Raw genomic sequence first — 25,512 nt, 5'->3', positions numbered from 1 at the left:
CGTCCACATGACTGCGTCAAAACAGCCGGACCTCGTGACGGACTACCTCGATGCCATCCTCGTTGGCAATCGCGGCCGGGCCGTGCAGGTGGTGGAGGAGGCGTTGAAGGGCGGCATGGCCGTACGCGACATCCACCTCGGGGTGATTCAAGAGGCGCAGTACGAGATCGGCCGACGCTGGCAAGAGAACCTGCTGACCGTGGCGCAGGAGCACCTCGCGACGGCCGTCAGCCAGCTCGTCCTCTCTCACCTATACCGGCACCTGCCACGCTCGCCGCGGAACGGCAAGCGCATCCTGCTCGCCTGCGTCGAGGGGGAGCAGCACGAGATGGGGGCCCGCATCATGGCCGATCTCCTGGAGGCCGAAGGGTTCGAGGTCCGGCTCCTGGGGTCGAACGTCCCCACCGATCACCTCGTGTCCATGGCCGCGGAGATGCGACCCGATCTCGTCGCCCTGTCGGCCTCGATGTCGTTTCACCTGGAGGCGCTGCGACGCGCCGTGAGCCGCTTGCGGCTCGTGCTCGGCCCCCGGGTCCCGATCCTGGCCGGGGGTCGGGCCGTGCTCTGGACGCCTGGCATCGAGGAGCAGCTCGGCGTGCCACCCGCCCCGAAGGATGCAAACGGTGTCGTCGAGGCAGTGTGTACTCTCCTGCGGGTCGACCTCAGGCGGACCGGACGAGGCGCCGTGCCTCCGAGCGGACTGGAGGGACGATGAGAGCGCTGGCCGACCGCATCGAAGGCCGCGCGTCCGAGCTCGCCGAGGACGCGCTCACCGAGATGTACCAGGACCCCTTCTGGGAGGCGCGTTACGGAGAACGCGGGCGCCGGTTCGCACGGGAAGACGGTCAGTTCCATGTGCGCTATCTGGTCGAAGCCCTGCGCGCCGGGTCGCCGGACACCTTGTGCAACTACGCGCGCTGGCTCCAGCCGCTGCTCACGACGCGTGGCATGTGCACGCTCCACCTGGCCGAGAACTTCGAGCGGCTCGCCGTCGCCATACGGCGCGTCGAGCAGGATGCGGAGCCGGCGGTCGCCTACCTGGGCGCCGCGACATCGGCGCTCACCTACCCCCCAGGGCTCGCACGCGAGCTGCAGGAGCACGCCACCGCCATCGCCGCACGGGTGATGGCGCCCGGTGCGAGCGCGGGCAGCGCCGAAGTCCCTCATGCCGACGACCGCGCGGCGTCGGCGGCGATGCTCCTCTCGTACCTCGCGGACGCTCTCGCGCTCGGCAAGCCCGAGCTGTTCATGAACCACCTGAGCTGGGCGGCGGACTTTCTCCACGAGCGAGGCACACCGCGCGGCCGGCTGATCACGAGGCTGCAAGGCATCTCCGAGGGCCTGAGGGTACTGTCGGACGACAGCCGCCGCAGGGCCGAAGAACTCCTCGAGACCGCGCTGGAGCGGCTCCGCTCACCGTCCCCATGACGCTCCGGGAGCAACCGGTCGCGTTCACGCGGCGCGCTGAAGAGGCGCTCGTGGACGCGCTCGGCCTCCAGACGCTGTCGCTCGATCCTGCGACGACGAGCGCCACGGGGTCGTGGCGCGGGCAGCCGGTCACCTTGGTCACCCGAGCTTATCGGGGCGGACCACTCCGCCACGCCCGGTTCGTCGAGATCACAGGGAGCGAGATGGCCATCGGCAACGCGCTCTGCGTGCCGCTCCCCGAGCACCCTTTGCCCGTGTTCGGTGCCGACCTGGTGACGCTCGATGGTGCAGCGCTGATGCTCGTCACCGACCTGTCCCCCACCCTCCCCGCAGGCGAAGAACGCAACGCCCAGCTCGCGCCCCTCCGCGAGGTTCATGCCGTCCATGGGAGCCGCTTGCCACCGGGTGGTCCGCTGCCTCCCTGGTGTGCCGACTGGTTCTCCAACTTCGCAATGTATACCCGGATCTCGAAGAACACGCTGCCCGCGGCACGCACCGCGTTCGACGCGTATCTTCGCGTCTACGAATCGCTGTGTTTCACGTCCGTTCAGCGTCCCGAGCACGCTCCCGTGGTAGCCCGTACACTCGAAGGCTACGCTGTGGCGCATCGCAGAGACGATAGAGGGCTTCGCATGCTCGCAAAGCTGTTTGGCGCGCCCTGGGCAGCGCGGTACATTGCCGAAACCTTGTTTCCGGCTCTGCTGACACTGGGTGCATGGCTCGGTGCGCCCTCCTGGTCGTGGCCGGAGGTGGGCTCGCCCGCGGTCCAGCAGCTCGGGTCGCCATGACGCAGGCCCCTCGCGAGAAGCGCTTCGCCTCGCTCAGCCGCGAGCTTCAGCTCGTCTGCGACCTGAAAGGCCAGGTCACCTTTGCGGATCCACGCGCCTCCCAGCTCATCGGAGCGCGCCCGGGGATGCACTTTCGTGCGTTCGCGGCCCCTGGCTCCGAAGAGAAGATCGACGCCCTGCTGAACGAGTCGTGCGCCCAGGCCGTGGCCAGCTGGGAACTCGCGCTGATGGTGGAGGGAATGCCGACCACGGTGGCCGTGCGGACCCTCTGCGAGGGGGACGAGATCGCGATCGTGGCGAGCCTCGTACCTCAGGACTACGCCAACGCGCTCGGCCAGGTCGCCGCCACGATGAGCGAGCTGGCAGGGCTCTACCGCGAGACGGAGCGTCAGCAACGCGAGCTGCTCCGTCGTCACGAAGAGCTGCTCCGGCTGGGCCGTGAGCTCGACGACTCGAACCGCGGCATGGTCGCCTTGCACGCGGAGCTGGACGAGAAACAGGACTCACTCCGACGAGCGTCCGAGGTCAAGGCGCGCATGGTGGCCAACGTGAGCCACGAGTTCCGCACGCCCCTGAACTCGATCCTCGGGCTCTCTCGGCTCTTGCTCGATCGCACCGACGGGGAACTCAACGAGGAGCAGGACAAACAGCTCAGGTTCATCCGCAGGGCCGCCGAGACCCTCTCCGAGCTGGTCAACGATCTGCTCGATCTCTCGAAGATGGAGGCTGGCAAGGTCGGGCTACGGATCGCTCGGTTCGATGTGGCGACGCTCTTCGGTGCCCTTCGAGGCATGCTCCGCCCTCTTGCCCCCGACCCCGTGCAGCTCGTGATCGAGGGCGCGGACGAGGTCCCGGAGCTCGACACCGACGAGAGCAAGGTGGGCCAGGTGCTCCGGAATTTCCTGTCGAACGCGCTGAAGTTCACGGAGCGTGGTGAAGTCAGGCTGCGAGCGCAGCGGGGGCCGAACGACACCGTCATCTTCTCCGTCGCCGACACCGGGATCGGGATCGCCCCCGAGGACCAGCACCACATCTTCGAGGAGTTCGTCCAGATCGATTCCCCTCTCCAGCGAAAGGTCAAAGGGACCGGCCTGGGTCTGGCGCTGTGCCTCAAGGTCAGCGAGACCCTCGGCGGCAGCGTCTCGCTGGAGAGCGCGGTCGGGAAAGGTTCGACCTTCTCGCTGATCATCCCTCGCGTTCATCCCGAGGCCCAGGCGCTCAACGACATGGTCGCGCGGAGCGAGGTCCTCGACCCGATGCGCGCCCCCGTCCTCGTGGTGGAAGACGACCGGCAGACGCTGTTCCTCTACGAGAAATACCTGGAAGGGTCTGGCTTCCAGGTCGTTCCAGCGCGCTCGATCGACGACGCGCGCAGGGCGATGGAGCGACTCCGCCCTTCGGCCGTCGTGCTCGACATCATGCTCGAGGGCGAGACGTCGTGGAACTTCCTCGCAGAGCTCAAGGCGAACGAGGCGACACGAGACATCCCGGCGCTGGTCGTCACCGTCACCAGCCGAGAGGAGAAGGCGCGCGCGCTCGGCGCCGACGAGTTCTGCGTGAAGCCCTTCGAGAAGGCCTGGCTCCTCAAACGGCTCAAGGCTCTGGCGCGCAGCGGCCCGGTCGAGCGGGTGCTGGTCATCGACGACGACGAGGTGGCACGCTACCTGGTCCGCCGCATGCTCACCGGCACACCATATGTCGTGATCGAGGCCGTGAATGGAGAGCAAGGGGTCGAGGTCGCCCGACGAGAGCAGCCTCAGGTCATCTTTCTCGACTTCGTGCTGGGTGACATGACCGCATTCGACGTGCTCGATGAGCTGAAGAAGGACCCGCGAACCAGGTCCATCCCCGTGATCGTCCAGACCTCGAAGAGCCTCGAAGAGAGCGAGCGGCAGCGGCTCCAGACCGAGACCACGGCCATCCTCTCGAAGCACAGCCTCTCGCGGGAGCTGGCCATCGCACGCATCCGGGACGCCTTGACCAATGCGGGCATCGGACCGGCCGCAAAAGCGTCGAAGGAGCCGTGAGGATGCCGGAACCGAAACGCCCCGTCGTTCTCAACGTCAACGATGACGAGACCACCCGGTATCTCATCCGGAAGATCCTCGGGGGCGCAGGCTTCACCGTGCGCGAGGCGCAGAACGGGGAAGAGGCGCTCCAGCTCGCGACGACACGACCGGACCTGATCGTGCTCGACATCAAGCTGCCCGACATCAGCGGCTACGAGGTCTGTCGTCTCTTGAAGGCCAACTCGGCCACCTCGTCGATCCCGGTCCTCCAGACGTCAGCGACCTTCGTGACCAGCGAGCGACGCGTCCAGGGGCTCGAGGGGGGAGCCGACAGCTACCTGACCCAGCCCTTCGAGGCGGTCGAGCTGATCGCAATGGTGCGGGCCCTCTTGCGGGCGCGGAAGGCAGAGGAAGCCGCGCGCACCGCTGCCAACGACTGGGAGGCGACGTTCGACGGCATCAGTGATGGCGTGTGCCTGTTCGGAGCGGACGGGCGACTTCGCCGTCACAACAGTGCCTTCGCCGCGATGCTCGCCCGGCTCTCCGCCACGCGCTCGCTCGACCCCAGGCCGGCCGCACTGTTGACGCAACTCGATGGCCAAACCCCGGAAGAACTCCTCGGAGCACTGCTCCCCGCTGGGGCCCCCCGGGGGTGGCCGGACGTGACGACCAGCGCAGGACAGCGTCAGAGCACCGAGGCGCTCGTCGGGGAGCACTGGTACCGCATCACCGCCGATCCCGTCGCCTATACACCCGAGGCGCAGGGCCTCGCGCTGATCTTCAGCGACATCACCGAGCGGAAGCGGCTGGAGGAAGAGAGACGCCACCGCGCCGACACGCTGGCCGAAGCCGATCGTCGGAAGGACGAGTTCCTGGCCATGCTGGCGCACGAGCTGCGAAACCCTCTCAACGCGATCAGCACGGCGGTCCACATCCAGAACCGCATCGGCCCCCAGGATCAGCAAAACGTGCGCTTGCGGGCCACCATCAGCCGGCAGACCAGCCACCTCGCGCGGCTCGTCGACGATCTGCTCGACGTGTCGCGCATCACCCGCGGCAAGATCCTGCTGAAGAAGGAACCGTTCGATCTGAACGAGCTGATCGAGCGCGCCGTGACCACCTGTCAGCTGCTCATCGACTCGCGACGCCATCAGCTCTCGGTCTCGGTTCCTGAGGAGCCTCTGTGGCTCGAAGGCGATACGCTCCGCATCGAGCAGATCCTCGTCAACCTGCTCAACAACGCAGCCAAGTACACGGACACCGGGGGACGCATCTGGCTGTCGATCGCCAGAGAGCAACAGGAAAACAAGGCCTTCGCGGTGATCCATGTGCGCGACACCGGCATGGGCATCGCCTCGGATCAGCTCGAGTCGATCTTCGATCTGTTCGTCCAGGAGGACGTCTCGCTGGCCCGCTCGACCGGTGGTCTCGGGATTGGCCTCACCATGGTCCGTGGCTTGGTCCAGCTCCACGGGGGCAGCATCCAGGCGCAGAGCGAGGGTCGGGGACGAGGCTCGGAATTCATCGTCCGCTTGCCAGCGCTGAAGGACGTCCCCCTCCCAGAAGCGTCCCAGCCCGAGCGGTCTCCGACGGGTCGCCTGCGGGTGCTGGTCGTCGAAGACAACCCGGACGCACTGGAGCTCGTCCAGAACCTGCTCGAGCTCTGGGGGCACCACGTCGAGGCGGCGAGCGATGGCGTCACGGGCCTCGAGATGGCCCTCACGATGAAGCCGGATGTCGCGCTGATCGACATCGGTCTCCCGGCGATGGATGGTTACGAGGTCGCCTCGAGATTGCGCGCGGAGGCAGCGGGGAGGAACATCGCGCTCATTGCCGTCACAGGGTACGGGCGAGACGAGGACCGACGCCGAGCGTACGAGGCAGGCTTCGACGAGCACCTGGTCAAGCCCGTGAACCCCACCCGCCTCGCCGAGGCCATCGAACGCCAGACGCGGAGCTTGCGCGCTCGGCCGCCCGGCCCGACCTCTCCTTGAGCCCCCGCCGGTGACGCGGCCTGTGGCCGACGCGCGTCCTTTGCAAGCCGCCGGAGGCCATACGGAGGAAGAAGGATGACCCACGTCCATGGGCTCCATCACCTCGACCCCGAGGAGGGTGGGGCCCGAAGACGCTTCCGCACGCCCCGTGTGATAAGGCTCCGCTCGATGGATGCAGTGCTCACTCCCGGGCAGGAGAAGCCCCCGACCTCGCCGCCCTGTGCTGGCATCGTGCGCCCCGCCAGAAGGCCTCCCGGATGGGTCGCACCGGGTCCGCGCCCCGTCACGCCACCGGACCGCCCCGAGCTGTGGCCGGCATCGGGAGAAGACCTCTGCTATCTGGCCGGCGATTTCCGGATCCTGCAGCGCGTCGACGGGCACCGCTGGTCAGCGGACGACCTGGTCACCGCATGGTTCGCCGCGGAGCTGACGGCGCACGCACCGCCGCGCCTCACCGTGGATCTCGGCTGTGGCATCGGGACGGTGCTGCTCTGCACGGCATGGCGATTCCCCGACGCACGCTGCGTGGGCGTGGAGGCTCAGGAGCTGAGCGCCGGTCTGGCGAAGCGCTCCGTGGCGTGGAACGGGCTCGAGAGCCGGTGCACAGTGCGGCACGGTGACATGCGGGACCCTGCAAACCTCGAAGGGATCGGTGCGCCCGACCTGGTGACCGGCACACCGCCTTACCTCCCGCCAGGCACCGGGATCGAGTCCTCGCGCGTGCAGTGCGGCCCCTGTCGCTTCGAGCACCGGGGCGGCGTCGAGGTGTACTTCGAGGCTGCTGCGCGCTTGCTCGCCCCGGAGGGCGTCTTCGTGGGCTGCTCCGCGGCACGCCAGCGGGACCGGGTGCACCAGGGGGCCGAGGCAGCGGGTCTCGAGATGGTCACCTGGATGGACGCCATCCCGCGCGAAGGCAAAACTGCGCTCTTTTCGGTTTACGCCGCCCGCAGACCCGGCAGTGGACTCGCCTTCGAGGAAAAGCCTCCCCTCGTCATCCGGGGAGCCGACCACCGGTTCACGGCATCGTTCAATGGGATCCGGCGAGCGATGGGGATCCCCGTAATCTGAGCGTCATCCAAGGAGGGTGGAGGTGCGATGAGACCGGAGGGACGCGCGGCCCAGACGCGACCTGGTCGTTTCAGGATCCGGACTGGATCGTTCGCCATCCATCTTCATCGCACCTCGGATGAATTTTTGATGCCATAGAGTGTTTTTCCCAACGGCACGAGGCTTGCCGTAAGATGGGAAGCATGAAGCGCATCACGACTGCCAGTAGCTTGACGACGCGCCAGCTCGCCCTTGGCCTCCTCTTCAGCACCGCTGCAGCCATTGGCGTGGCGTGCGGTTCTTCCGGCGGAGACGCAACCTCTGACGGAGGCAGCGAGGGCCAGGGAGCAGGGAACAGCACCAGCAGTGCGACGGGTGATGGTGGCGCAGGCGGCTTCATCATCGACCCGACCAGCGGCTCGGGCGCCTCGAGCGGCACGGGATTCACCGAGTGCGCGACGTCGAGCGACGCTGCAACGCTGGTCCCGCTCAACATGATCATCATGTTCGATCGGTCCGGCTCGATGCAGTCGAACAACAAGTGGAACAGCTCCACCGCAGCGCTCCGCGCCTTCATTCAGTCCCCCGAGGCCTCAGGCCTGCGCGTCGCGCTTCGCTTCTTCCCGGGCACGGGTTGCACGGGCAGCAGCTGCAACGTGAATGTTTGCGCTCAGCCTGCCGTGGACGCGGCGCCGCTGACCTCCGAGTCGGCCCCCACCGACGCTCAGGAGCAGCTGCTCATCTCGGCGATCACCAGCGAGACCCCGAACGGTGGCGACACGCCGATCTTCGCCGCGCTCAGCGGTGCCACGCTCTGGGCCAAGAACTACGTCGCAGCCAACCCGACCGAGAAGGCAGTCGTCATCCTGGTGACCGATGGGGAGCCGAACGGTTGCAACCAGAACAGCAACGCCATCGCGGGCATTGCGGAAGAGGCCTTCACGAGCGCCGGGATCTATACCTACGCCGTCGGCCTCCAGGGCTCGGCGCCGAACCTGATGAACCTCATCGCCGATCGCGGGGGCACGGGCCAGGGGATCTTCATCGGTGCTGGCGCCAACGCCGAGCAGGAGCTGCTGCTCGCGCTTCAGGCCATCCAGGGCAGCCAGCTCGCGTGCGATTTCCAGATGCCGCAGAGCAACGACGGTCAGATGATCAATCCGAACCAGATCAACGTCGTCTACACCTCGGAAGGTGGCAACGAGCAGATCATCGGTCAGGTCAGCTCGGAGAGCGCCTGCGGAGCCAACGGCGGCTGGTACTACGACAATCCCCAGAACCCCGCGACGATCACGCTCTGCCCCACCACCTGTCAGACGGCGCAGGGCGACAACTCTGGCGGCATTCGCATCATCGTCGGCTGCGACACGACGCCGGCTTGATGTAGCCCACGCGCAACGCGCTCCTCTGCAATGCGCGTCGCGCAGCGCATGATCGCGCTGGTTCACCGCCAGCGCGACAGCCCATCACCACTCCTCCTCTTGACAGATCCGCCGTTCGAGCTTCGTATCGAACTCCCACGTTGAGCGAAACTCGGAAGGCAAGCATCGCGGTGCTGGAACGGAACCGGGTGGTCGGCCAGCGGATCGCCCGGGTCATGTGCGCAGCCAGCGGACTGATGGAAGTCCCCGTCGTGGACGATCCCGCTGAACTCCACAAGGTGCTCAGCAAGCGTCCTTTGCTCCTGGGGTGTGACGCGGCGGATCTCGATCTCGCGCTCGAGTGGGCGGCAGAGCGCTACCCGACGTTGAACTTGATGGTCTGGACCTCGGGCAATGTCGCGTCGGTGCTGCGTGCAGCCCTGGGCGAGGCCCGCCTTTCGAACGTCATGGGTTGGCCCACGTTCGAGTCGATGCCGAGGCCGTGGGAGATCGCGCTCTCGGTGAAGCGTCTGCTCAACCCGCTGGCCGCCCCTCCCCGCCTTTCCGACATGCTGTCCTGGGGCGCCACGATCGTGAAGTGGAGACCCCGCTCCAGCGACGAGCGGGATCGGGCCGTGAGCGAGGTGTCCCACTGGGCCGAACGTGCTGGCGCCCCTACGCGCATCGCCGAGCGGCTCGGGGAGCTGGCGCATGAGCTCCTGATGAACGCGATGTACGGCGCGCCGATCGATCGGCGTGGTCGGCCCCGCTACTCCCACGATCGCAAGCAGAGCCTCACGCTGGAGGAGAACGAGATCCCGACGCTCCGCCTGGGGACCGATGGCGAACGGATCGCCCTTCAGGCGCATGACCCCTTCGGGCGGCTGCGACGGCACGACGTCTTCGAGGGCATCACGCGAGGGCTGAGCGCACGCGAGGTGAGCGGAGGGCCCGACGACCAGGTGCTGGACACCTCGCGCGGGGGTGCGGGCCTGGGGATGCTGAAGATCTACAGCGCCGGGGCCGTTCTGCTCGTCGACGTCACGCCGCGCAGCTCGACGCTGGTCACCTCCTTCTATGATCTCGATGTGAACCCGCGGGAGTTTCGCTCCTTGCCGGCATCGGTTCACTTCTTCGAACGGCAGGCGGCGCTGGCCGAACCCGTCGAGCAGAGCGAGAGGTAGGCCAATGAGGGGGAAGTCATGAGCGAGATCGACCCGCTCCTCGTCCGGCAGCTCAAGCGCCTCGGCATCACGGAGCTCGACGAGCCCCCCGATCGCGATACGTGGCAGAAGGCCCTCGCCCGGATCAGCGATCACTACCGCCACGTCGCGGAAGATCGGGGTCTCCTCACCCGCTCCCTCGAGCTGAGCACCACCGAGATGAGCCAGCTCCACGAGCAGCTCGCCGCGGAGCGTGACCGGCTCAAGGGTGTGATCAGCGCCGTGGGAGACGCCTTGAACGTCTTCCACGATGTGGCCAGCACCCGGCCAGAGCCGGCCAGCACCCACGAGCTGACCGGGACCATCACGGTGGCGAAGCGGCAGTTCGCGGCCAAGCTCGGCGAGATCCTCGCCGTGAGCGCCTCGATGTCCTCGGGTGGTGGCGACGCCAGCGAGGTGATCAACGACATCCGGGTCAACTTCCTGCATCTCGCCGACAGGCTGGTGCAGCTGCTCTACGACACGGCGGAGAAGGCCTCGCTCAAGAAGCAGCTCGAGGTGGCCCGCGCCGTCCAGCAGATGCTGGTCCCGAGCGAGGACGTCCACGATCGCTCGTTCCTGCGGATCGCGGGGCACTTCCAGCCCGCCGCAGAGTGCGGCGGAGACTGGTGGGCGGTCCACGATCTACCAGGGGATCGTGTCCTCACGGTCATCGGCGACGTGACGGGCCATGGGATCTCGTCGGCGATCATCACCGGCGCAGCCAAGGCGGCCTGCGACCTGGCGCGCACCTTCTCTTCGGAGCGGCTCACGGTGACCCAGCTGCTCCGGATCATGAACTGCTCGATCTACGAGGCGGCGAAGCAGAAATTCATGATGACGTGTACTGCGTCCATCTTCGAGCCGAGCAGCCGCACGATGAGCATCGCCAATGCGGGGCATCCCTTCCCCTACATCGCTCGCAAGGGCTCGGTGAGACAGATTGCGGCGCAGGGGTCCCCGCTCGGCGCTGCGGCCAATACGGACTATCAAGCCCAGACCGTCCAGCTCCAGCCTGGGGATGCGCTGTTGTGGTTCACGGACGGCATCACGGAGTGTGAAAACGAGGCCCAGGAGCCCTTCACCGACAAGCGCCTGCGCGCCCTGTTCCAGGAACTCGCAGCGGCAGGACCCGAGCGGATCAGGGACGCGATCGTCACTGCGATCGAGGACTATCGTGGTGGACGGGCTCTCGACGATGACGTGACGCTGGTCGTCGCAGCCGTGCAGTAGACACACCGAAGGGATTTTCGATGATCCTCGAGACCTTCTCGTACGATCGTGAAGCCAAGAAGTGGTCGGTCCGAGCCCTGCCCGTCCTGGATGGCGAGCGCACGCTGGTGCTCGCGTTCGGCGCCTCGGAGCTGATGGACGACCCCACCCCGCTACGCGAGCTGCGGCGTGCCTACCCCCGGGCGCACTTCGCTGGCTGCTCCAGTGCAGGAGAGATCATCGGGACGAGCGTCCGAGATCATACGCTCTCCGTCGCGGTGGCGCGCTTCGAGAAAACCTCGCTGGCCTCGACGTATGTCGAGGTGGCGAAGATGAGCGACTCGTTCTCCGCCGGCCAGCAGCTCGCCCGCAAGCTGCAGCGACCCGACCTGCGCGGCGTGCTCGTCCTCAGCGAGGGCCTCGGCGTCAACGGCAGCGAGCTGGTCCGCGGCATCAACAGCGTCCTGCCCGACTCCGTCGTCGTCACCGGCGGCCTGTCCGGCGATGGCCCTCGCTTCAAGCGCACCTGGGTCTGCGCTGGCGACAAGATCCGCAGCGGCATCGTCACCGCCGTCGCCTTCCACGGCGACCACATCGTCATCAACCACGGCTCCAAGGGCGGCTGGGACAAGTTCGGCCCCGAGCGCACCATCACCAAGAGCGACGCCAACGTCCTGTACGAGCTCGACGGCAAGCCTGCCCTCGCCCTCTACAAGGAGTACCTCGGCGACAAGGCCACCGACCTGCCTGCCTCCGGCCTGCTCTTCCCCCTCGCCATGCGCGCCTCGGCCAAGGACGACAAGGTCCTGGTCCGCACCCTGCTCGCCGTCGACCACGACAAGAACTCCATGACCTTCGCTGGCGACGTCCCCAAGGGCCACCTCGTCCAGCTCATGAAGGCCAACTTCGAACGCCTCATCGGTGGCGCAGAGAGCGCCGCCAAGGCCGCAAAGCCCGCTCCCTCCACCAAGACCGACGCCCACCTCGCCGTCGCCATCAGCTGCGTCGGACGACGCCTCGTCCTCGGTCAGCGCACCGAGGAAGAGGTCGAAGCCGTCCTCGATGTCCTCCCCAAGGACACCAAGATCACCGGCTTCTACTCCTATGGCGAGATCTCTCCCTTCGCCACCGGTCACTGCGATCTGCACAACCAGACCATGACCCTCACCGTCTTCTCCGAGTCCTCTTCGCCTCTGCCGAAGCCGGCAGGGGGGCCTCAGGACAAGCGCGTCCCCTCCCCCACCTCGGACACGGTGAAACCCTTTGCCTCACGCGGAGCGCCAGCTTCGTCTCCCCAGCCCGGGTCGACACGGCATGGCTCCCTGGCAGGAGCGATGGGTGAAATCGAGGAGGTCGAGTTCAACTCCGACACCAACGTGCGCGCTGCCGCGATGGGTGTCGGCATGCAGGTGCGCCGGTTCTCGTACGACCTCACATCGAAGCGGTGGTCCAAGGCGCTCGATCCAGCCCTGGAGAGCGAGCGCACCATGGTGCTCGCGTTCGGCGCCTCGGAGCTGATCGACGATCCTACCCCGCTGCACGAGCTGCGGCGCGCCTACCCCAAGGCCCACCTCATCGGCTGCTCCAGCGCCGGCGAGATCGCTGGCACCGCCGTCCGCGACCACAGCCTCTCGGTCGCCATCGTCCGCTTCGAGAAGACCACCCTCTCCAGCGCCCTCGTCGAGGTTGCGCAGATGAGCGACTCGTTCTCCGCCGGCCAGCAGCTCGCCCGCAAGCTGCAGCGACCCGACCTGCGCGGCGTGCTCGTCCTCAGCGAGGGCCTCGGCGTCAACGGCAGCGAGCTGGTCCGCGGCATCAACAGCGTCCTGCCCGACTCCGTCGTCGTCACCGGCGGCCTGTCCGGCGATGGCCCTCGCTTCAAGCGCACCTGGGTCTGCGCTGGCGACAAGATCCGCAGCGGCATCGTCACCGCCGTCGCCTTCCACGGCGACCACATCGTCATCAACCACGGCTCCAAGGGCGGCTGGGACAAGTTCGGCCCCGAGCGCACCATCACCAAGAGCGACGCCAACGTCCTGTACGAGCTCGACGGCAAGCCTGCCCTCGCCCTCTACAAGGAGTACCTCGGCGACAAGGCTGCCGATCTGCCTGCCTCCGGCCTGCTCTTCCCCCTCGCCATGCGCGCCTCGGCCAAGGACGACAAGGTCTTGGTCCGCACCCTGCTCGCCGTCGACCACGACAAGAACTCCATGACCTTCGCTGGCGACGTCCCCAAGGGACACCTCGTCCAGCTCATGAAGGCCAACTTCGAGCGCCTCATCGACGGCGCCGAGAGCGCCGCCAAGGCTGCCAAGCCCGCTCCCTCCACCAAGTCCGACGCCCACCTCGCCGTCGCCATCAGCTGCGTCGGACGACGCCTCGTCCTCGGTCAGCGCACCGAGGAAGAGGTCGAGGCCGTCCTCGATAGTCTCCCCCCTGGGACGGAACTCGCCGGCTTCTACTCCTACGGCGAGATCTCTCCCTTCGCCACCGGTCACGCCGATCTGCACAACCAGACCATGACCCTCACCGTCTTTTCGGAACTCCCGAACGCGACGGCCAGACATGCCAGCATCGCCCCCCCCTCGACCGCCCCCCCGAGCACCGCCCGGCCTGGCAAACAGGGGAGTGGACTCGCCCAGCTCGCGAGCCTGGCTTCAGGGTCCAGTGGCCAGCCGACGCAACGCACCACGACCACTCGCCCCAGCGTGAGCCCCGCCTCGATGCCCACGGTCACGAAGGCGCCGAGTCCGTCGGGGAGCGGGTCGATGCGGGTCGAGCAGCTCACGTTCGACCTCAAGTCACGACGCTGGTCGGGAGATTTCCCAGGCGTGGATGGCGAGCGCACGCTGGTGCTCGCGTTCGGCGCCTCGGAGCTGATCGACGACCCCACCCCGCTACACGAGCTGCGGCGTGCCTACCCCAAGGCCCACCTCATCGGCTGCTCCAGCGCCGGCGAGATCGCTGGCACCGCCGTCCGCGACCACAGCCTTTCGGTCGCCATCGTCCGCTTCGAGAAGACCACCCTCTCCAGCGCCCTCGTCGAGGTCGCGCAGATGGGTGACTCGTTCTCCGCCGGCCAGCAGCTCGCCCGCAAGCTGCAGCGACCCGACCTGCGCGGCGTGCTCGTCCTCAGCGAGGGCCTCGGCGTCAACGGCAGCGAGCTGGTCCGCGGCATCAACAGCGTCCTGCCCGACTCCGTCGTCGTCACCGGCGGCCTGTCCGGCGATGGCCCTCGCTTCAAGCGCACCTGGGTCTGCGCTGGCGACAAGATCCGCAGCGGCATCGTCACCGCCGTCGCCTTCCACGGCGACCACATCGTCATCAACCACGGCTCCAAGGGCGGCTGGGACAAGTTCGGCCCCGAGCGCACCATCACCAAGAGCGACGCCAACGTCCTGTACGAGCTCGACGGCAAGCCTGCCCTCGCCCTCTACAAGGAGTACCTCGGCGACAAGGCCGCCGATCTGCCTGCCTCCGGCCTGCTCTTCCCCCTCGCCATGCGCGCCTCGGCCAAGGACGACAAGGTCCTGGTCCGCACCCTGCTCGCCGTCGACCACGACAAGAACTCCATGACCTTCGCTGGCGACGTCCCCAAGGGACACCTCGTCCAGCTCATGAAGGCCAACTTCGAGCGCCTCATCGGTGGCGCAGAGACCGCCGCCAAGGCCGCCAAGCCCGCTCCCTCCACCAAGACCGACGCCCACCTCGCCGTCGCCATCAGCTGCGTCGGACGACGCCTCGTCCTCGGTCAGCGCACCGAGGAAGAGGTCGAAGCCGTCCTCGATGTCCTCCCCAAGGACACCAAGATCACCGGCTTCTACTCCTACGGCGAGATCTCTCCCTTCGCCACCGGTCACGCCGATCTGCACAACCAGACCATGACCCTCACCGTCTTCTCCGAGTCCCCTTCGCCTCTGCCGAAGCCTCAGGCGCTCGCGAAGAAGCCCCTGATCGACGCCGGGACAGACGAAGTCGACGCCGAGGCCTCAGGTCCCCAGAGTTCGGAAGAAGTCCACCCCCCGAAGAGAGCGCGCGCTGCGGGTGCATCCGCCCCGGTGGACACGCCGACCCCCACGGGCGTGCGCGCGCGAGAGGCCACGCCACCCCCCGCCGACATCGCTCCCCAGACCCGTGGCGAGCCAGAGTCCTCGGATCGAACCCCGGTCTCCGTCTCCGTGACCGCCCACTCCGCGGCGCGACCCATCCCGGCGACGCGCAGCGTGGCGCCCACCGGCCAGGACGCGCGCGGAGCCGGCCTGGTCTTCGACAAGCGCAAGACCGGCGATTACATGGCCGTCCGTGTCGCGGGCCGGATGACCGAGACCTTCAAGGGCGCCGCGCTCGCCAAGGACCTCGAAGGTCAGGTCGTCTTCGACCTCGCCGGGGTGGAGCGCATCACCTCGTTCGGCGTCCGGGAGTGGCTCCAGATGCTGCAGGCCTCCGAAGGCCGCGTGACCAAGCTCTTCCTCGCCCGCTGCTCCGAGCCGGTGGTGAACCAGGTCAGCATGATCCGGAAGTTCGCTGGAGCCGGTCAGATCATCTCGTTCTACGCCCCCTACACCTGCGAGAGCTGCTCGAACCAGTTCGAGCGGCTGGTCGATTGCGAGTACGACGCCGCTGCGCTCGGCCAGGGCAAGGCCCCCTCGGCGACCTGCCCACGCTGCGCGGGACCTGGCAGCTTCGACGACGATGCGCAGACCTACTTCGGCTTCGTCCCCCAGCATGGAAGCCGCTCGGTGCCGCACGCGCTGCGGAGCGTGCTGACGGAGCTGGAGCGCGCCACGGAACCCGTCGGCGGCGATGCGATCGAGAAGATCATCGACGGGGACGCCACCCGCGTGAAGGTGAACTGCAGGCTCGACGCCCAGGTGCGCTGGAACCGCATCGTCGACGGCCTGGAGGGGCAGGTCGTCCTCGACCTGAGCGGCGCGCCCTCTGCGACCCCGGACGGCGCCGCGCGGCTCGAGAGCGCCCTGCGGACGCTCGCGCCTTCGGCAGAGTCCATCCGCATCGAGGGCTGCCCCAAGCTCCTCGCCGAGCGACTGGCGGCGCCGTCAATGCAGCTCGCGGCGGTCATCGTCTCGGCCGTGGTCGAGGGGCGGTGCGCCACGTGCAGCGCCCTACGGCCCGTCGTCGTCGACGTGCTCGCCAACGCGCAGGCGCTGCGCGAAGGCCACGATCCAGACATCCCCTGCAAGCGCTGCAACACCCCGCTCGCCTTCGACGGCTCGCGTGCCTTGCTCCACCTGCTCGGAGCCCACGCAGAGCGCGTGACCAGCCACCGGGTGAGCCCTGCTCCAGCGCGGGAATCCATCGTCCCCGCGGCGGCCGCACCTGCACGGGAGAGCGCCGCTCCCCAGCCAATCACAGCGCACGCCCCGGCGTCACGCAGCTGGGGAGGGCTCCTCCTCGGCGCCCTCGGCCTGGTGGCGCTCACGGCGGGCGTCGTGATGACGTGGCGCGCGCTGGACGCGCAGTCGGTCTCGCCGCCGCCGGAAGCGGCAGCCACCACCGCGCCCACCTCTGCGCCCGCGCCTCTGGCAGCACCTCCCGCGAGGACCGCCCACCTGGGCTGGGCCAAGGTGGACGACCTGCCGCCCCCGTGGGTGGAGCGCCCGTTCGTGATCGAGGGCGAGGACATCTTCATCGTCGGTCGCGGCGGCCCCGCAGTGAACGAGGAACTCGCCCTGTCCATGGCCCGCACCGACGCCGTGGAGCGGCTCGCCGCGCACATGCTCCCCGAGCTGGCTGGCTCACCGACCCACGACTTCGTCCAGTCGCGCGCCAGCTCGAACGCGGGCTCGGAACAACGGCCGGAGTACGTCGATGCCGTGGCGCGCCGCTTCTTGCAGCAGGTCGGCACCTTCGCCACCCCCGAGCGGGTCGACGCGGTCATGAAACAGCAGCCCAGCGGTGTGGAGGCCTTCGCTCGCTACAAGCTGGCCAAGCAGAGCTACACCCAGGCGCTCGACAGCTACCGGGCCACATCCACTTTCCAGGGTATCGTCGTCGCTCGCTTCTTCCCGCAGCTCGAAGCGAGCATCCGCACCCAGGGCGACCTGCTCATCGTCGATGTGCAGAAGAACTGGCTCACAGCCCGCGCAGATGTGCGACCTGGCGATGTGGTGCTGGAGATCAACCGACGCCCTGTAACTACCGTCGAAGCATTCGACAAGGTGACCCGGGAAGAATGGGCGAGCACCGCGCCCAATGGTATCATCACGCTCAGGCTGGAGTCGCTGGGGGCCCGGCGCACCGTGGAGCTCCGCAAACCCGCGGTGCAGTAGGACCAGCCAACCGACGATCGATGACCTCAGGCAGCCTGGACCAAGCGCATCGACGAACGGGAGTGGGAGATCCCTTGTGAGCGATGGCCCCAAGTCCAGTTCGCGTCAGCCGCAGACCGCACCGCCCGCCAAACCCATCCGGCTCGGGCGCTACCAGCTCCTGAAGCGCATCGGGCTCGGCGGCATGGCCGAGATCTGGGTCGCCCGCGTCACGGCCATCTCCGGCGTGCAGAAGATCTGCGTGGTCAAGCGCATCCTGCCGCACCTCACCGACAACCCAGAGTTCGTGCGGATGTTCCTGGACGAGGCGCGGATCGCCGCGACCTTGTCCCACCCGAACCTCGTCCAGATGTACGACGTCGAGGAGGTGGACCGCACGCCCCTCATCTCCATGGAGTACCTCCATGGTGAGGACCTGCGCGCGATCAAGAAAGCGCTGCGCGGTCAGAAGCGACGCATGCCGCTCGACCAGGCCGTCAGCATCGGCATCGGCATGGCGGCAGGGCTCCATTACGCGCACGAGAAGGTCGGCTTCGACGGCCAGCCCCTGAACATCGTCCACCGTGACGTCTCCCCGCACAACGTCATCGTCACCTACGACGGCGCCGTGAAGCTGCTCGACTTCGGCATCGCCAAGGCCGCGAACCGCATGAACGAGACCCGCGACGGAGCCCTCAAGGGGAAGATCCCGTACATGTCGCCCGAGCAGTGTCGCAGCGAGCGGCTGGACAGGCGCTCCGACGTCTACTCGACCGGGATCATCCTCTACGAGATCACGACCGGCCACCGCATCTTCCGTCGCGGCGCGACCGAGTTCGAGATCATGCGGGCCATCGTCGAGGATCAGGCCACACCGCCCACCCGCCTGGTGATCGATTTCCCCGAGGAACTCGAGCGCATCATCCTCAAGTCGCTCGCCAAGAACCGCGCTGAGCGCTACGCGAGCGCCCGCGATCTCCAGATCGATCTGGAGGCCTTCGCGCGCGAGTACCGGCTCAACACGGGCGGGCTGTCCCTGTCCTCGTTCATGGGAGAGCTCTTCGGCAAGCGCGCCGAAGCGTGGCGAGAGGCGCTCACTTCGGGGAACGACCTGCTCGATCACATCACCGAGCGCCCGCCGCCCTCGGAGGCCCTCGCAGAGGACTGGGGCCTCGATCCCGAGGGCGCCGAGGCGCGCGCGCCACGTACGGAGGAAGCGCTCTTCACGACGAGGCGCTCCTCGCCTGGCAAACGCGACGACGACCCGGCGCCTGCCGCGCTGCCGGATCCAGGCCACGGCGGCGAGCCGCGCGCGCTGTCGATCATCCGGCGCCGCACGGGTGGGTTGCTCATGGTGTCCCTGTCGGGGCGCATGACCGAGGCCTTTCAGGGCAGCGCGCTGGCCCGGGAGATGTCGGGCAAGGTCCTCTTCGATCTGGCTGGCGTGGAACGCGTCACCTCCTTCGGTGTGCGGGAGTGGCTCCAGATGCTGAACGACGTCAGCTCGCGCGTCAGCGCGCTGTACATCGCGCGCTGCTCCGAGCCGATCGTGAACCAGGTGAGCATGATCCGCCGCTTCGTGGGGGATGGGCTCATCGTCTCGTTCTACGGCCCCTACCGCTGCGAGAGCTGTGGCAACGCCTTCAACCGGCTCTTCGACTGCCAGAAGGATGCGGACGCCATCCGCGCCGCCGAGCCGCCGCCGTGCGCGTGCCCGCGCTGCGGAGCCGAAGGGACCTTCGACGACGACGCGGAGAGCTACTTCGCCTTCGCCACGTCCTACATCGGGGCAGCGGTCCCGAAGGACGTGCGGGCCGTGCTCGACGAGCTGAACAGGAGCGATACGGCGTCGAGCGGCGAGGCCATCGAGAAGTCCGTGGACAGCCAGGTCACCCGCCTCCGCGTGGCCTGCAAGCTCGACAACACCGTCCGCTGGAAACGCGCGCTCGATGGAATCGAAGGCGATCTCGTCATCGATCTCGGCGGCTCGGCGGGCGTCACGCCCGAAGGTGCGCGCTCCCTCGAGATGGCACTCCGCGCCCTGGGCGACGAGGTCCGCTCCATCGACATCGAGGGCTGCCCCAGAGCCCTCTGCGAGCACCTCATCACCGCCAAGCCGAAGCTCCGCGCGGTCATCACCTCCGCCCTCGTGGAGGCCCGCTGCGAGTCCTGCAACGCCATGCGCTCGACCATCCTGGATCTCAAGGAGGCGACCGCGGCAGCGCTCGAGGACCGAGACCCGTACGTCCCCTGCAAACGCTGCAACACCGCGCTCTCCTTCGTCCAGCTGCGCCCCTTGCTGCGGCGCATGGGAGGGGCTCGGAACTCGCAGCCCGTGGAGATCGACGAGAAGCGCGTATCGTCGCCAGGACAGCCGCGCGAGCGCACCTCATCGCCGGGACAGCAACGTGAGCGAGCCTCGTCGCCAGGGCAGCAACGCGAGCGTGCCTCGTCGTCGACCAGCGCGCACGACACGAGCACGTCGGTCGCCTCGACCACCACCAACGCGGCGACGGCAACCACGACGGCGACCGCGACGGCGCCTGGACGCCTGCGGGTCCCCGCCATCGTGGCCACGCTCGTCGGTGCCGCCGCCGCGCTCGGCATCGCCTTCGCCTACCGGGACGCCACGTCGAAGCACCAGGCCGACCCAGCTCCCGTCACCACCGCCACGTCGGCCATCGAGCCTCCTCCCCCTCCCCCGGTCGGCGCCCCGCCTGACTGGGCGACCCAGCCCTTCGTGGCCGACGCCGAGCAAGTCCTCGTCGTCGGTCAGGGCACGGGTCCGACCCGGGAAGCCGCGCTGTCGGCCGCACGCGTCGCAGCCATCGCGGAGCTGATCCGCCACCTCGCCCAGGGGCTCTCCACCTCACCCCTCCACGCCCTCCTGAAGCAACGTGGGCTCGACGGCAGCCCTGCGTCGACACCCGAGCAGAGGGAGGTGCAAGCAGCCCGCTACCTGCACCAGGTCGGAGCCATCGCGAGCCCGGAGCGGGACGAGGTGCGTTTCCAGGAACAGGACGGTCAGGTCACCGCGCTCGCGCGCTACCGCCTCCGCAAGGACGGGTTCGACGCGGCCGTGAAGAGCTACGAGCGCACGGTCCAGACCCTGGGTCTCAGCGTCGCTCCCCTCTTTCCACTGCTGGAGCAGCCCCCCAGAGCGCCTGGCGATCTCGTGGTCGTCGCGGTCGACGACAAAGGTCCTGCCGCGGCGTCCCGCGTGCGGGTGGGCGACGTCCTGATCAGCGTGAACCGACAGCCCGTTTCCGGACTGGACGCTCTGGAGAGCCTCGTTCAGAAGGCCCCCCTCGGCCCCATCGAGGTCGAGGTGGACACGGGAGGGCAACGACAGACCCTTCGTCTCCACAAGAGCGCCCGCTGACACGAGAACGGCGTCACCTGCCGAAATGAGACGGACGCCGCGCGCGAAGACGAGGATGCCGCCCCTCGAAGCGCGCCGTTGCCTCGAGTCGTCCCATCCCCTGAAGCGCACCGCCCGTGAGAAGCGCACCCAGCGCCTCGTCGAGGTCACATTTCGCCTCACGGAGGGCGCTTTTCGCGGAGCGCGCTCCTCGCCGAGGGCGCTTTTCGCGGAGCGCGCTCCTCGCCGAGGTCAGCGCACGCGGAACCAGACCGCGTAACGATTCTCGCACCACAGCGTCGCAAAGCTGCGATTTCACATCTGAAACTGCTGGAACGGAGACCATCGTAACTGCACGATTCCTGTCGTCTGCGCGTCTGGTACGGAACCCGCATTGCTCCCCGGACAGAGCGCCTGCGGACGGTTCTCCCCCCCCACCGTCGAGCGGGCGCTCGTTTTTTGTCCTCCGCACGTGCGGCGGCGGCCGATCCGTCGAGACGCCATCTCCGCGTCGATGGTCGGCTCGTCGGCATGCCTTCTGTCGTGGTGGCGCCTCAGGGGGAGACACACGGCACATCGGGCAGCGCGTCTGGACCCAGCAGCGCGGGCAGCCACCGACGCAACACCAGCGGGACCATCGCGTCGTGGGGCATCGGCTCCAGGGGGCGCAGGTGCTCCAGCTCCCGCAGGACCCCTGGTGCGGCTGGCGACTGCGCCACCTCGCGCCGGAACACCCGCTCGAAGTCACGGAACGGGCGCTTCGCCCAGCTCAGCGTCTGCCACGACACCACCACATGGGTCGTGTCGCGAACACGACCCAGGCGCGCCGCGACGTCGGCGTCCATGCAGACATCGACGACCAGCGCCGCATGCACCGGCATCGCGCCGTGCACCGCCGACACGATCCCACCGGTCGCGTTACAGCCTCCCCCGGAGTGCCCCACGACCACGATCCGGGACCGGTCCACCGTCGCGATCCCGGCGAGGCGCTCGACCGTGAGATCAACGAAGCGCGCCAGGTCGAACTGAGGCCAGCTCGTCCGCGCGACGGCCGTGGCGGCCGGGATCACCGCGCTCGGCGCCGCGACCAGCATCGGAGGGGCGCTCCCGGCGTCCATGAGCTCCGAGGCGATTCGACGCACATCCCCCTCCTGACCGCCTCCCATCCAGCGGTAGCGAATGAGCTCACCGTTGATCCCGTGCAAGAAGACCAGCAGCGGCATCGGACGCGGCTCCTCGGCCGCGCGCGGATGCACGAACGCCCGCCCCAGCCAGCTCTTCTCGGCTCCCCCCGCGACCTTCGCATCCAGGGCGAAGTCGTACGTCTTCCCTTCGAGCGGAGGCGGCGCAGCCGGCCGCCGACCCGCAGCCCAGGGACGACGGGAGGACGGCGGCGGCGCCACCTCGGCAGGCCGCGGCGGCGTCCCGAGGGGACGAGCGCTCGACGCTCCCACCTCCTGGACCGGCGTGGCTCCCTCAGCGCGCTCCCCGCCGTTCGCGGGCGAGGCCCCTCGCGCATCCTTCCCATCCACCCCCGCCCCGTCGCCAGCGCCAGCGCCAGCGCCAGCATTCGCCCCGTCGCCAGCGAGAGCCACGAGACCCCCCGCGCCACAGAGCACCGCGGCGAGCGACAACGCCGCCGCGACCAGCCATCGCGCCCGACCTCGGCACGACACGTCAGGAGCCCGAGGCACGCTCGGGGTGCTCAAGAGGGGCCTCCGTCTTCATGGGCAGCGTGCGCAGCCGCTCGAAATTACGGGTGGGATCGATCACCTTCACCTGCCCGAAACGGCTCAGGGGAAGGCCTACCTTCGCCGCGTCCCCCACGACCACGAGCACCCCATGCGCCGGGCGCACGTACGTGCTCGCCACCTTTCCGACGAGCACCGCAGGCATGTCCTGCGACTCCCTCCGGGCCAGCTCGTGATGGTTGTCCGGCAACCCGGACAGGCGCAGACGCACCAGCTCGTCGACGAGCGCAGCCGGCGTCTCCAGCATCACCGCAAGCGCGGCCCCGTGCCACCCGATCGCCGCCTCCACCTCCTCGACGGCTGGAGCGGCGCTGGCGAGGCGCTCCGCTTCGCCCAGGAGCGCCTGCACCACGCGCCCCGTCTTGCCCGTGGCCGTGGTCGCGTGCACCACGAGCGGCGTCGGCCCTTGCACCACCGCAAGCGACGAGGCCGACAGGGCGACGAGGGCCCCCTGCACCTCCGCCTCCGGCGCCCCCGACGCTCCGTGAGCGCTGACCTCTCCGGCGGAGGGCGACGAGCCGAGTCGCCCTGCAGGCCCCCCGAGGATCTGTCCGGCGATCGAGAAAGGGAGCCAGTCCCGCTCTCCGCGCGAAGGCCCGACGAACCCCAGGTAGATCTCGCTCTCCAGCGCGCCCGGCCGATCGACCAGCGTGATCTTCGTGGACTCGGGCGGTACAGGATCGGTCAGCGGCGGCGCGGCAAGGAGGTGACGCTTCCGCGTGTCGCCCTGGAAAGCCTTCTCGGCAGCCGCGCGCACGGCGCTCGGCGTCACGTCCCCGGCCACCATCACCATCATCCCCGCTGGTGCGAGCTGCCGCGCGTGGAACGCCCGGCAGTCGGCCGCCGTGATCCGGCCCAGCTCCTCGGGCGTCGGCGACCACGACGAATAGGGGTGGCGCTCCATCGGCAGCAGGTACAGCTCACGGTGCAGCGTCGTCAGCCCGGCCCACGGGCCGTCGTTTTGGGCGAGCTGCGTGAGCTCGGCCATCTTCCGCCGCTTCACCACGTCGAGCGCCCCTGCGCTGAAGCGCGGACGCAGCACCACCTGGCCCAGGAGGCCCAGTGCCGGGGCGAGCTGCTCGCGCGGCGCGCTGACTCGGAGCACCGTCGCATCCAGGCTGGTCTCCACCGTGAACGTGGCGCCGAGCACCTCCATCTGCGCCAGCAGCTCGCTCCCACCGAGCGCGCCGGCCCCGCCCGTGCGAAGCAGCTCCCCCGTGAGCCACGCGACCCCGGGTCGCTCTTCGTCCGCGGCCATCCCTACCGGGATCACCACCCGCACCTCTGCGACCGGCACGCTCCGCTGGACCACCGTCGCCACGCGGAGGCCGCTCGCGAGCTCGATCCACGTGGGCACGGGAAACCGGAACGGCCGCGAAACCGCGCGGGGAGGCGGCGGCTCACGCACCTGCGTCGGCTCGATCACCGGGCCCCGCAGCGGCTCCACGGCGGGCCCGGCAGGCGGCACCGCACGCCGCGACACCTCGCTCGTCGCCCCGCATCCCACCCCACCCAGCAGCCCAGCGCCCACGCCGAGCCAGAAGCCAGCGGCCCACGAGCCACGCATCACGGGCCCTCCTCCCCGGCCACCGACCGCACCTCGAGCCCACTCCGGCGCGAGGCCCCCAGGTGCTCACGCGTGACGCGTTGCACCTCGTCCCCTCGCACCGCCTGGAGGCGCGCGGGCTCGCCTTCGAGCAACGCCGCGTCCCCGAGGAGCTGCTCCGCTTCCCCGAGGCGCATCGCGCGCGCACCGCTCGACTGCATCCCCACCAGGCGCGACCCCGCAGCCCACGCCCGCGCCCGCGTCAGCTCCACCTCCGAAGGCCCTCGCGCCGCGAGCGACGCGATCTCTCCCTCGACGAGCTTCTCCACGTCGCCAGGCTTCGCCTTTCCCGACAGCCGTACCCGCAGCGAGAACAACCCTGGCCCGCGACGCCGCGCCACGTCCGCGCGCACCTCGAGCGCCACCCCGCGCTCGACCACGAGCAGCCGGTGCAGCCGCGAGCCTTCCCCCCCCCCCAGCACTGCCGCCGTCACCTCCAGCACGAGGCCATCCGCGTGCTGCGCCGACGGCGTGGCCCAGCCGAAGACGACCCCGGGGGTCCCCACCCCGCGCCCGTGGAGCCCCCCACGGCGAGGCCCCTCTTGCGCCGCGAGCGCCTCTTTCCTCGGAGGGAGCTCGCCCGCCGCATTCCCCCTCGCAGCGATCGCGCCGAAATAGCGGCGCACCAGGTCCATCGCCTTCGCAGGCTCGAAATCCCCCACCACGCTCAGCACCGCCCGCTCCGGGCCGTACAGCGCGAGCTGCTCCTTCGCCCACCCCACCTCGACCCGCCCCAGCGCCTCGGCCGTCCCCTGCCTCCCGTGCGCGTAGGGCCAGTGCCCCTGGAACACCAGCGCATCGAGGGCCGACGCGAGCGCTTCCTCGCCATCGCGACCACCCCGGCCACCGAACCCACCGGGGGCCAGAACCTCCGCCAGCGCCGTGCGCCGCTCGCGCGCGAGGGCGTTTTCATCGACCTCGATCGCGCGCATCCGCTCGGCCTCCAGCCAGAGCGCGAACCCCAGCTCTCCCGAAGGCAGCTCCACCCCATGGGCCGTGAGATCCGGCGAGCGGAGCGTCGAGGTGCGCCCCCCACGGGCTGCGACGAGCCGCCCGCGCCCACCGGCCGAGAGCGCCGGGCTCCCCTCCGCCATCAACCCCTCGACGAGCCGCGCCACCCCGCCACGGCCCAAGGGCTCGTCGGCCGCTCCCGCGCCGTAGGTGACCACCACGGCCACGGTGGGCGCGCCATGGTCGACGCTCATCACCACCCGCAGACCGTTGTCGAGCCGCTCACGCAGCGCCGGCAGCTTCCACGCCGGCCCCCCTGCCCCCTGACGCGCGCGCTCTCTCCCCTCGTCGACGTCCGCTGCGGGAGCTTGCGCCACCGCGACCCGCGCCCCGACAACCAGCCCGAACGACACCATCGCGGCGCCGAGCACCCGGAACCCCGTGGATCGAGGACGCCAGACCCTCACCCGCGCTCGATAGCATGACGCCGCCGCCGGGCGTAGCGTCGCCCTCCGCCGGCGCTCACCGAGCAT

General features: G+C 69.0%; 14 protein-coding genes. 11 read left to right on the top strand and 3 right to left on the bottom strand.

The window, feature by feature from the left end; all coding sequences use genetic code 11:
* Nucleotides 1–7 precede the first annotated feature (7 nt).
* The 11 genes from CMC5_RS05045 (at nucleotide 8) to CMC5_RS04985 (ending at nucleotide 20,692) form a co-directional block, all read left to right on the top strand.
* A complete protein-coding gene (locus CMC5_RS05045) occupies nucleotides 8–715 on the top strand; it encodes a cobalamin B12-binding domain-containing protein (RefSeq protein WP_050429352.1) in 708 nt (235 codons plus the stop codon).
* The gene (locus CMC5_RS45650) at nucleotides 712–1,428 is read left to right on the top strand and encodes a hypothetical protein (protein ID WP_050429351.1); all 717 of its coding nucleotides are present in this window, start codon (nucleotides 712–714) and stop codon (nucleotides 1,426–1,428) included. Before CMC5_RS05045 ends, CMC5_RS45650 begins: the two co-directional genes overlap by 4 nt.
* Nucleotides 1,425–2,216 carry a hypothetical protein gene (locus CMC5_RS45645; protein WP_050429350.1) on the top strand — a complete coding sequence of 264 codons (792 nt, stop codon included), beginning with the start codon at nucleotides 1,425–1,427 and terminating at the stop codon, nucleotides 2,214–2,216. The genes CMC5_RS45650 and CMC5_RS45645 overlap by 4 nt, the downstream gene beginning before the upstream one ends.
* Entirely contained in the window at nucleotides 2,213–4,243 is a 2,031-nt protein-coding gene (locus tag CMC5_RS05030) for a hybrid sensor histidine kinase/response regulator (protein ID WP_050435719.1), read from the top strand. The genes CMC5_RS45645 and CMC5_RS05030 overlap by 4 nt, the downstream gene beginning before the upstream one ends.
* A gap of 2 nt (nucleotides 4,244–4,245) precedes the next feature.
* Entirely contained in the window at nucleotides 4,246–6,219 is a 1,974-nt protein-coding gene (locus CMC5_RS05025; RefSeq protein ID WP_050429349.1) for a hybrid sensor histidine kinase/response regulator, read from the top strand.
* A gap of 168 nt (nucleotides 6,220–6,387) precedes the next feature.
* Nucleotides 6,388–7,287: a tRNA1(Val) (adenine(37)-N6)-methyltransferase gene (locus CMC5_RS05020; protein WP_050429348.1), complete on the top strand. Its 900-nt coding sequence runs from the start codon at nucleotides 6,388–6,390 to the stop codon at nucleotides 7,285–7,287.
* A 182-nt stretch (nucleotides 7,288–7,469) separates the two neighbouring features.
* The gene (locus CMC5_RS05015) at nucleotides 7,470–8,648 is read left to right on the top strand and encodes a vWA domain-containing protein (protein WP_169796459.1); all 1,179 of its coding nucleotides are present in this window, start codon (nucleotides 7,470–7,472) and stop codon (nucleotides 8,646–8,648) included.
* A 170-nt stretch (nucleotides 8,649–8,818) separates the two neighbouring features.
* On the top strand, nucleotides 8,819–9,811 hold the full coding sequence (locus CMC5_RS05010) for a hypothetical protein (protein WP_245678300.1): 993 nt from the start codon (nucleotides 8,819–8,821) through the stop codon (nucleotides 9,809–9,811).
* An 18-nt stretch (nucleotides 9,812–9,829) separates the two neighbouring features.
* A complete protein-coding gene (locus CMC5_RS05005; RefSeq protein WP_050429346.1) occupies nucleotides 9,830–11,062 on the top strand; it encodes a PP2C family protein-serine/threonine phosphatase in 1,233 nt (410 codons plus the stop codon).
* A 20-nt stretch (nucleotides 11,063–11,082) separates the two neighbouring features.
* Entirely contained in the window at nucleotides 11,083–17,331 is a 6,249-nt protein-coding gene (locus CMC5_RS47235; RefSeq protein WP_245678299.1) for an FIST N-terminal domain-containing protein, read from the top strand.
* A gap of 76 nt (nucleotides 17,332–17,407) precedes the next feature.
* Entirely contained in the window at nucleotides 17,408–20,692 is a 3,285-nt protein-coding gene (locus CMC5_RS04985) for a protein kinase domain-containing protein (RefSeq protein ID WP_050429345.1), read from the top strand.
* 533 nt (nucleotides 20,693–21,225) lie between these two features.
* Here the strand turns inward: CMC5_RS04985 and CMC5_RS04975 are convergent.
* The 3 genes from CMC5_RS04975 to CMC5_RS04965 are packed head-to-tail and all read right to left on the bottom strand — an operon-like array spanning nucleotide 21,226 to nucleotide 25,446.
* On the bottom strand, nucleotides 21,226–22,365 hold the full coding sequence (locus CMC5_RS04975) for an alpha/beta hydrolase (RefSeq protein ID WP_218920229.1): 1,140 nt from the start codon (nucleotides 22,363–22,365) through the stop codon (nucleotides 21,226–21,228).
* On the bottom strand, nucleotides 22,349–23,989 hold the full coding sequence (locus CMC5_RS04970) for a M16 family metallopeptidase (protein ID WP_050429342.1): 1,641 nt from the start codon (nucleotides 23,987–23,989) through the stop codon (nucleotides 22,349–22,351). Before CMC5_RS04970 ends, CMC5_RS04975 begins: the two co-directional genes overlap by 17 nt.
* Nucleotides 23,989–25,446 carry a M16 family metallopeptidase gene (locus CMC5_RS04965; protein WP_156338219.1) on the bottom strand — a complete coding sequence of 486 codons (1,458 nt, stop codon included), beginning with the start codon at nucleotides 25,444–25,446 and terminating at the stop codon, nucleotides 23,989–23,991. The genes CMC5_RS04970 and CMC5_RS04965 overlap by 1 nt, the downstream gene beginning before the upstream one ends.
* Between the last annotated feature and the right edge of the window lie 66 nt (nucleotides 25,447–25,512).

Origin of the sequence: Chondromyces crocatus, assembly GCF_001189295.1 — a bacterium.
Taxonomy (GTDB): domain Bacteria; phylum Myxococcota_A; class Polyangia; order Polyangiales; family Polyangiaceae; genus Chondromyces; species Chondromyces crocatus.
The sequence above is the reverse complement of the archived record's forward strand: the minus strand, read 5'-3'. Positions and strand labels throughout refer to the sequence as shown.

What these genes read in the sequence shown, in the direction of transcription:
- CMC5_RS45645 (WP_050429350.1), top strand. Translation starts at nt 1,425, where the DNA reads ATGACGCTCCGGGAGCAACCGGTCGCGTTCACGCGGCGCGCTGAAGAG.
- CMC5_RS05005 (WP_050429346.1), top strand. Translation starts at nt 9,830, where the DNA reads ATGAGCGAGATCGACCCGCTCCTCGTCCGGCAGCTCAAGCGCCTCGGC.
- CMC5_RS47235 (WP_245678299.1), top strand. Translation starts at nt 11,083, where the DNA reads ATGATCCTCGAGACCTTCTCGTACGATCGTGAAGCCAAGAAGTGGTCG.
- CMC5_RS04970 (WP_050429342.1), bottom strand. Translation starts at nt 23,989, where the DNA reads ATGCGTGGCTCGTGGGCCGCTGGCTTCTGGCTCGGCGTGGGCGCTGGG.
- CMC5_RS05025 (WP_050429349.1), top strand. Translation starts at nt 4,246, where the DNA reads ATGCCGGAACCGAAACGCCCCGTCGTTCTCAACGTCAACGATGACGAG.
- CMC5_RS45650 (WP_050429351.1), top strand. Translation starts at nt 712, where the DNA reads ATGAGAGCGCTGGCCGACCGCATCGAAGGCCGCGCGTCCGAGCTCGCC.
- CMC5_RS05020 (WP_050429348.1), top strand. Translation starts at nt 6,388, where the DNA reads ATGGATGCAGTGCTCACTCCCGGGCAGGAGAAGCCCCCGACCTCGCCG.
- CMC5_RS05030 (WP_050435719.1), top strand. Translation starts at nt 2,213, where the DNA reads ATGACGCAGGCCCCTCGCGAGAAGCGCTTCGCCTCGCTCAGCCGCGAG.
- CMC5_RS05045 (WP_050429352.1), top strand. Translation starts at nt 8, where the DNA reads ATGACTGCGTCAAAACAGCCGGACCTCGTGACGGACTACCTCGATGCC.
- CMC5_RS05015 (WP_169796459.1), top strand. Translation starts at nt 7,470, where the DNA reads ATGAAGCGCATCACGACTGCCAGTAGCTTGACGACGCGCCAGCTCGCC.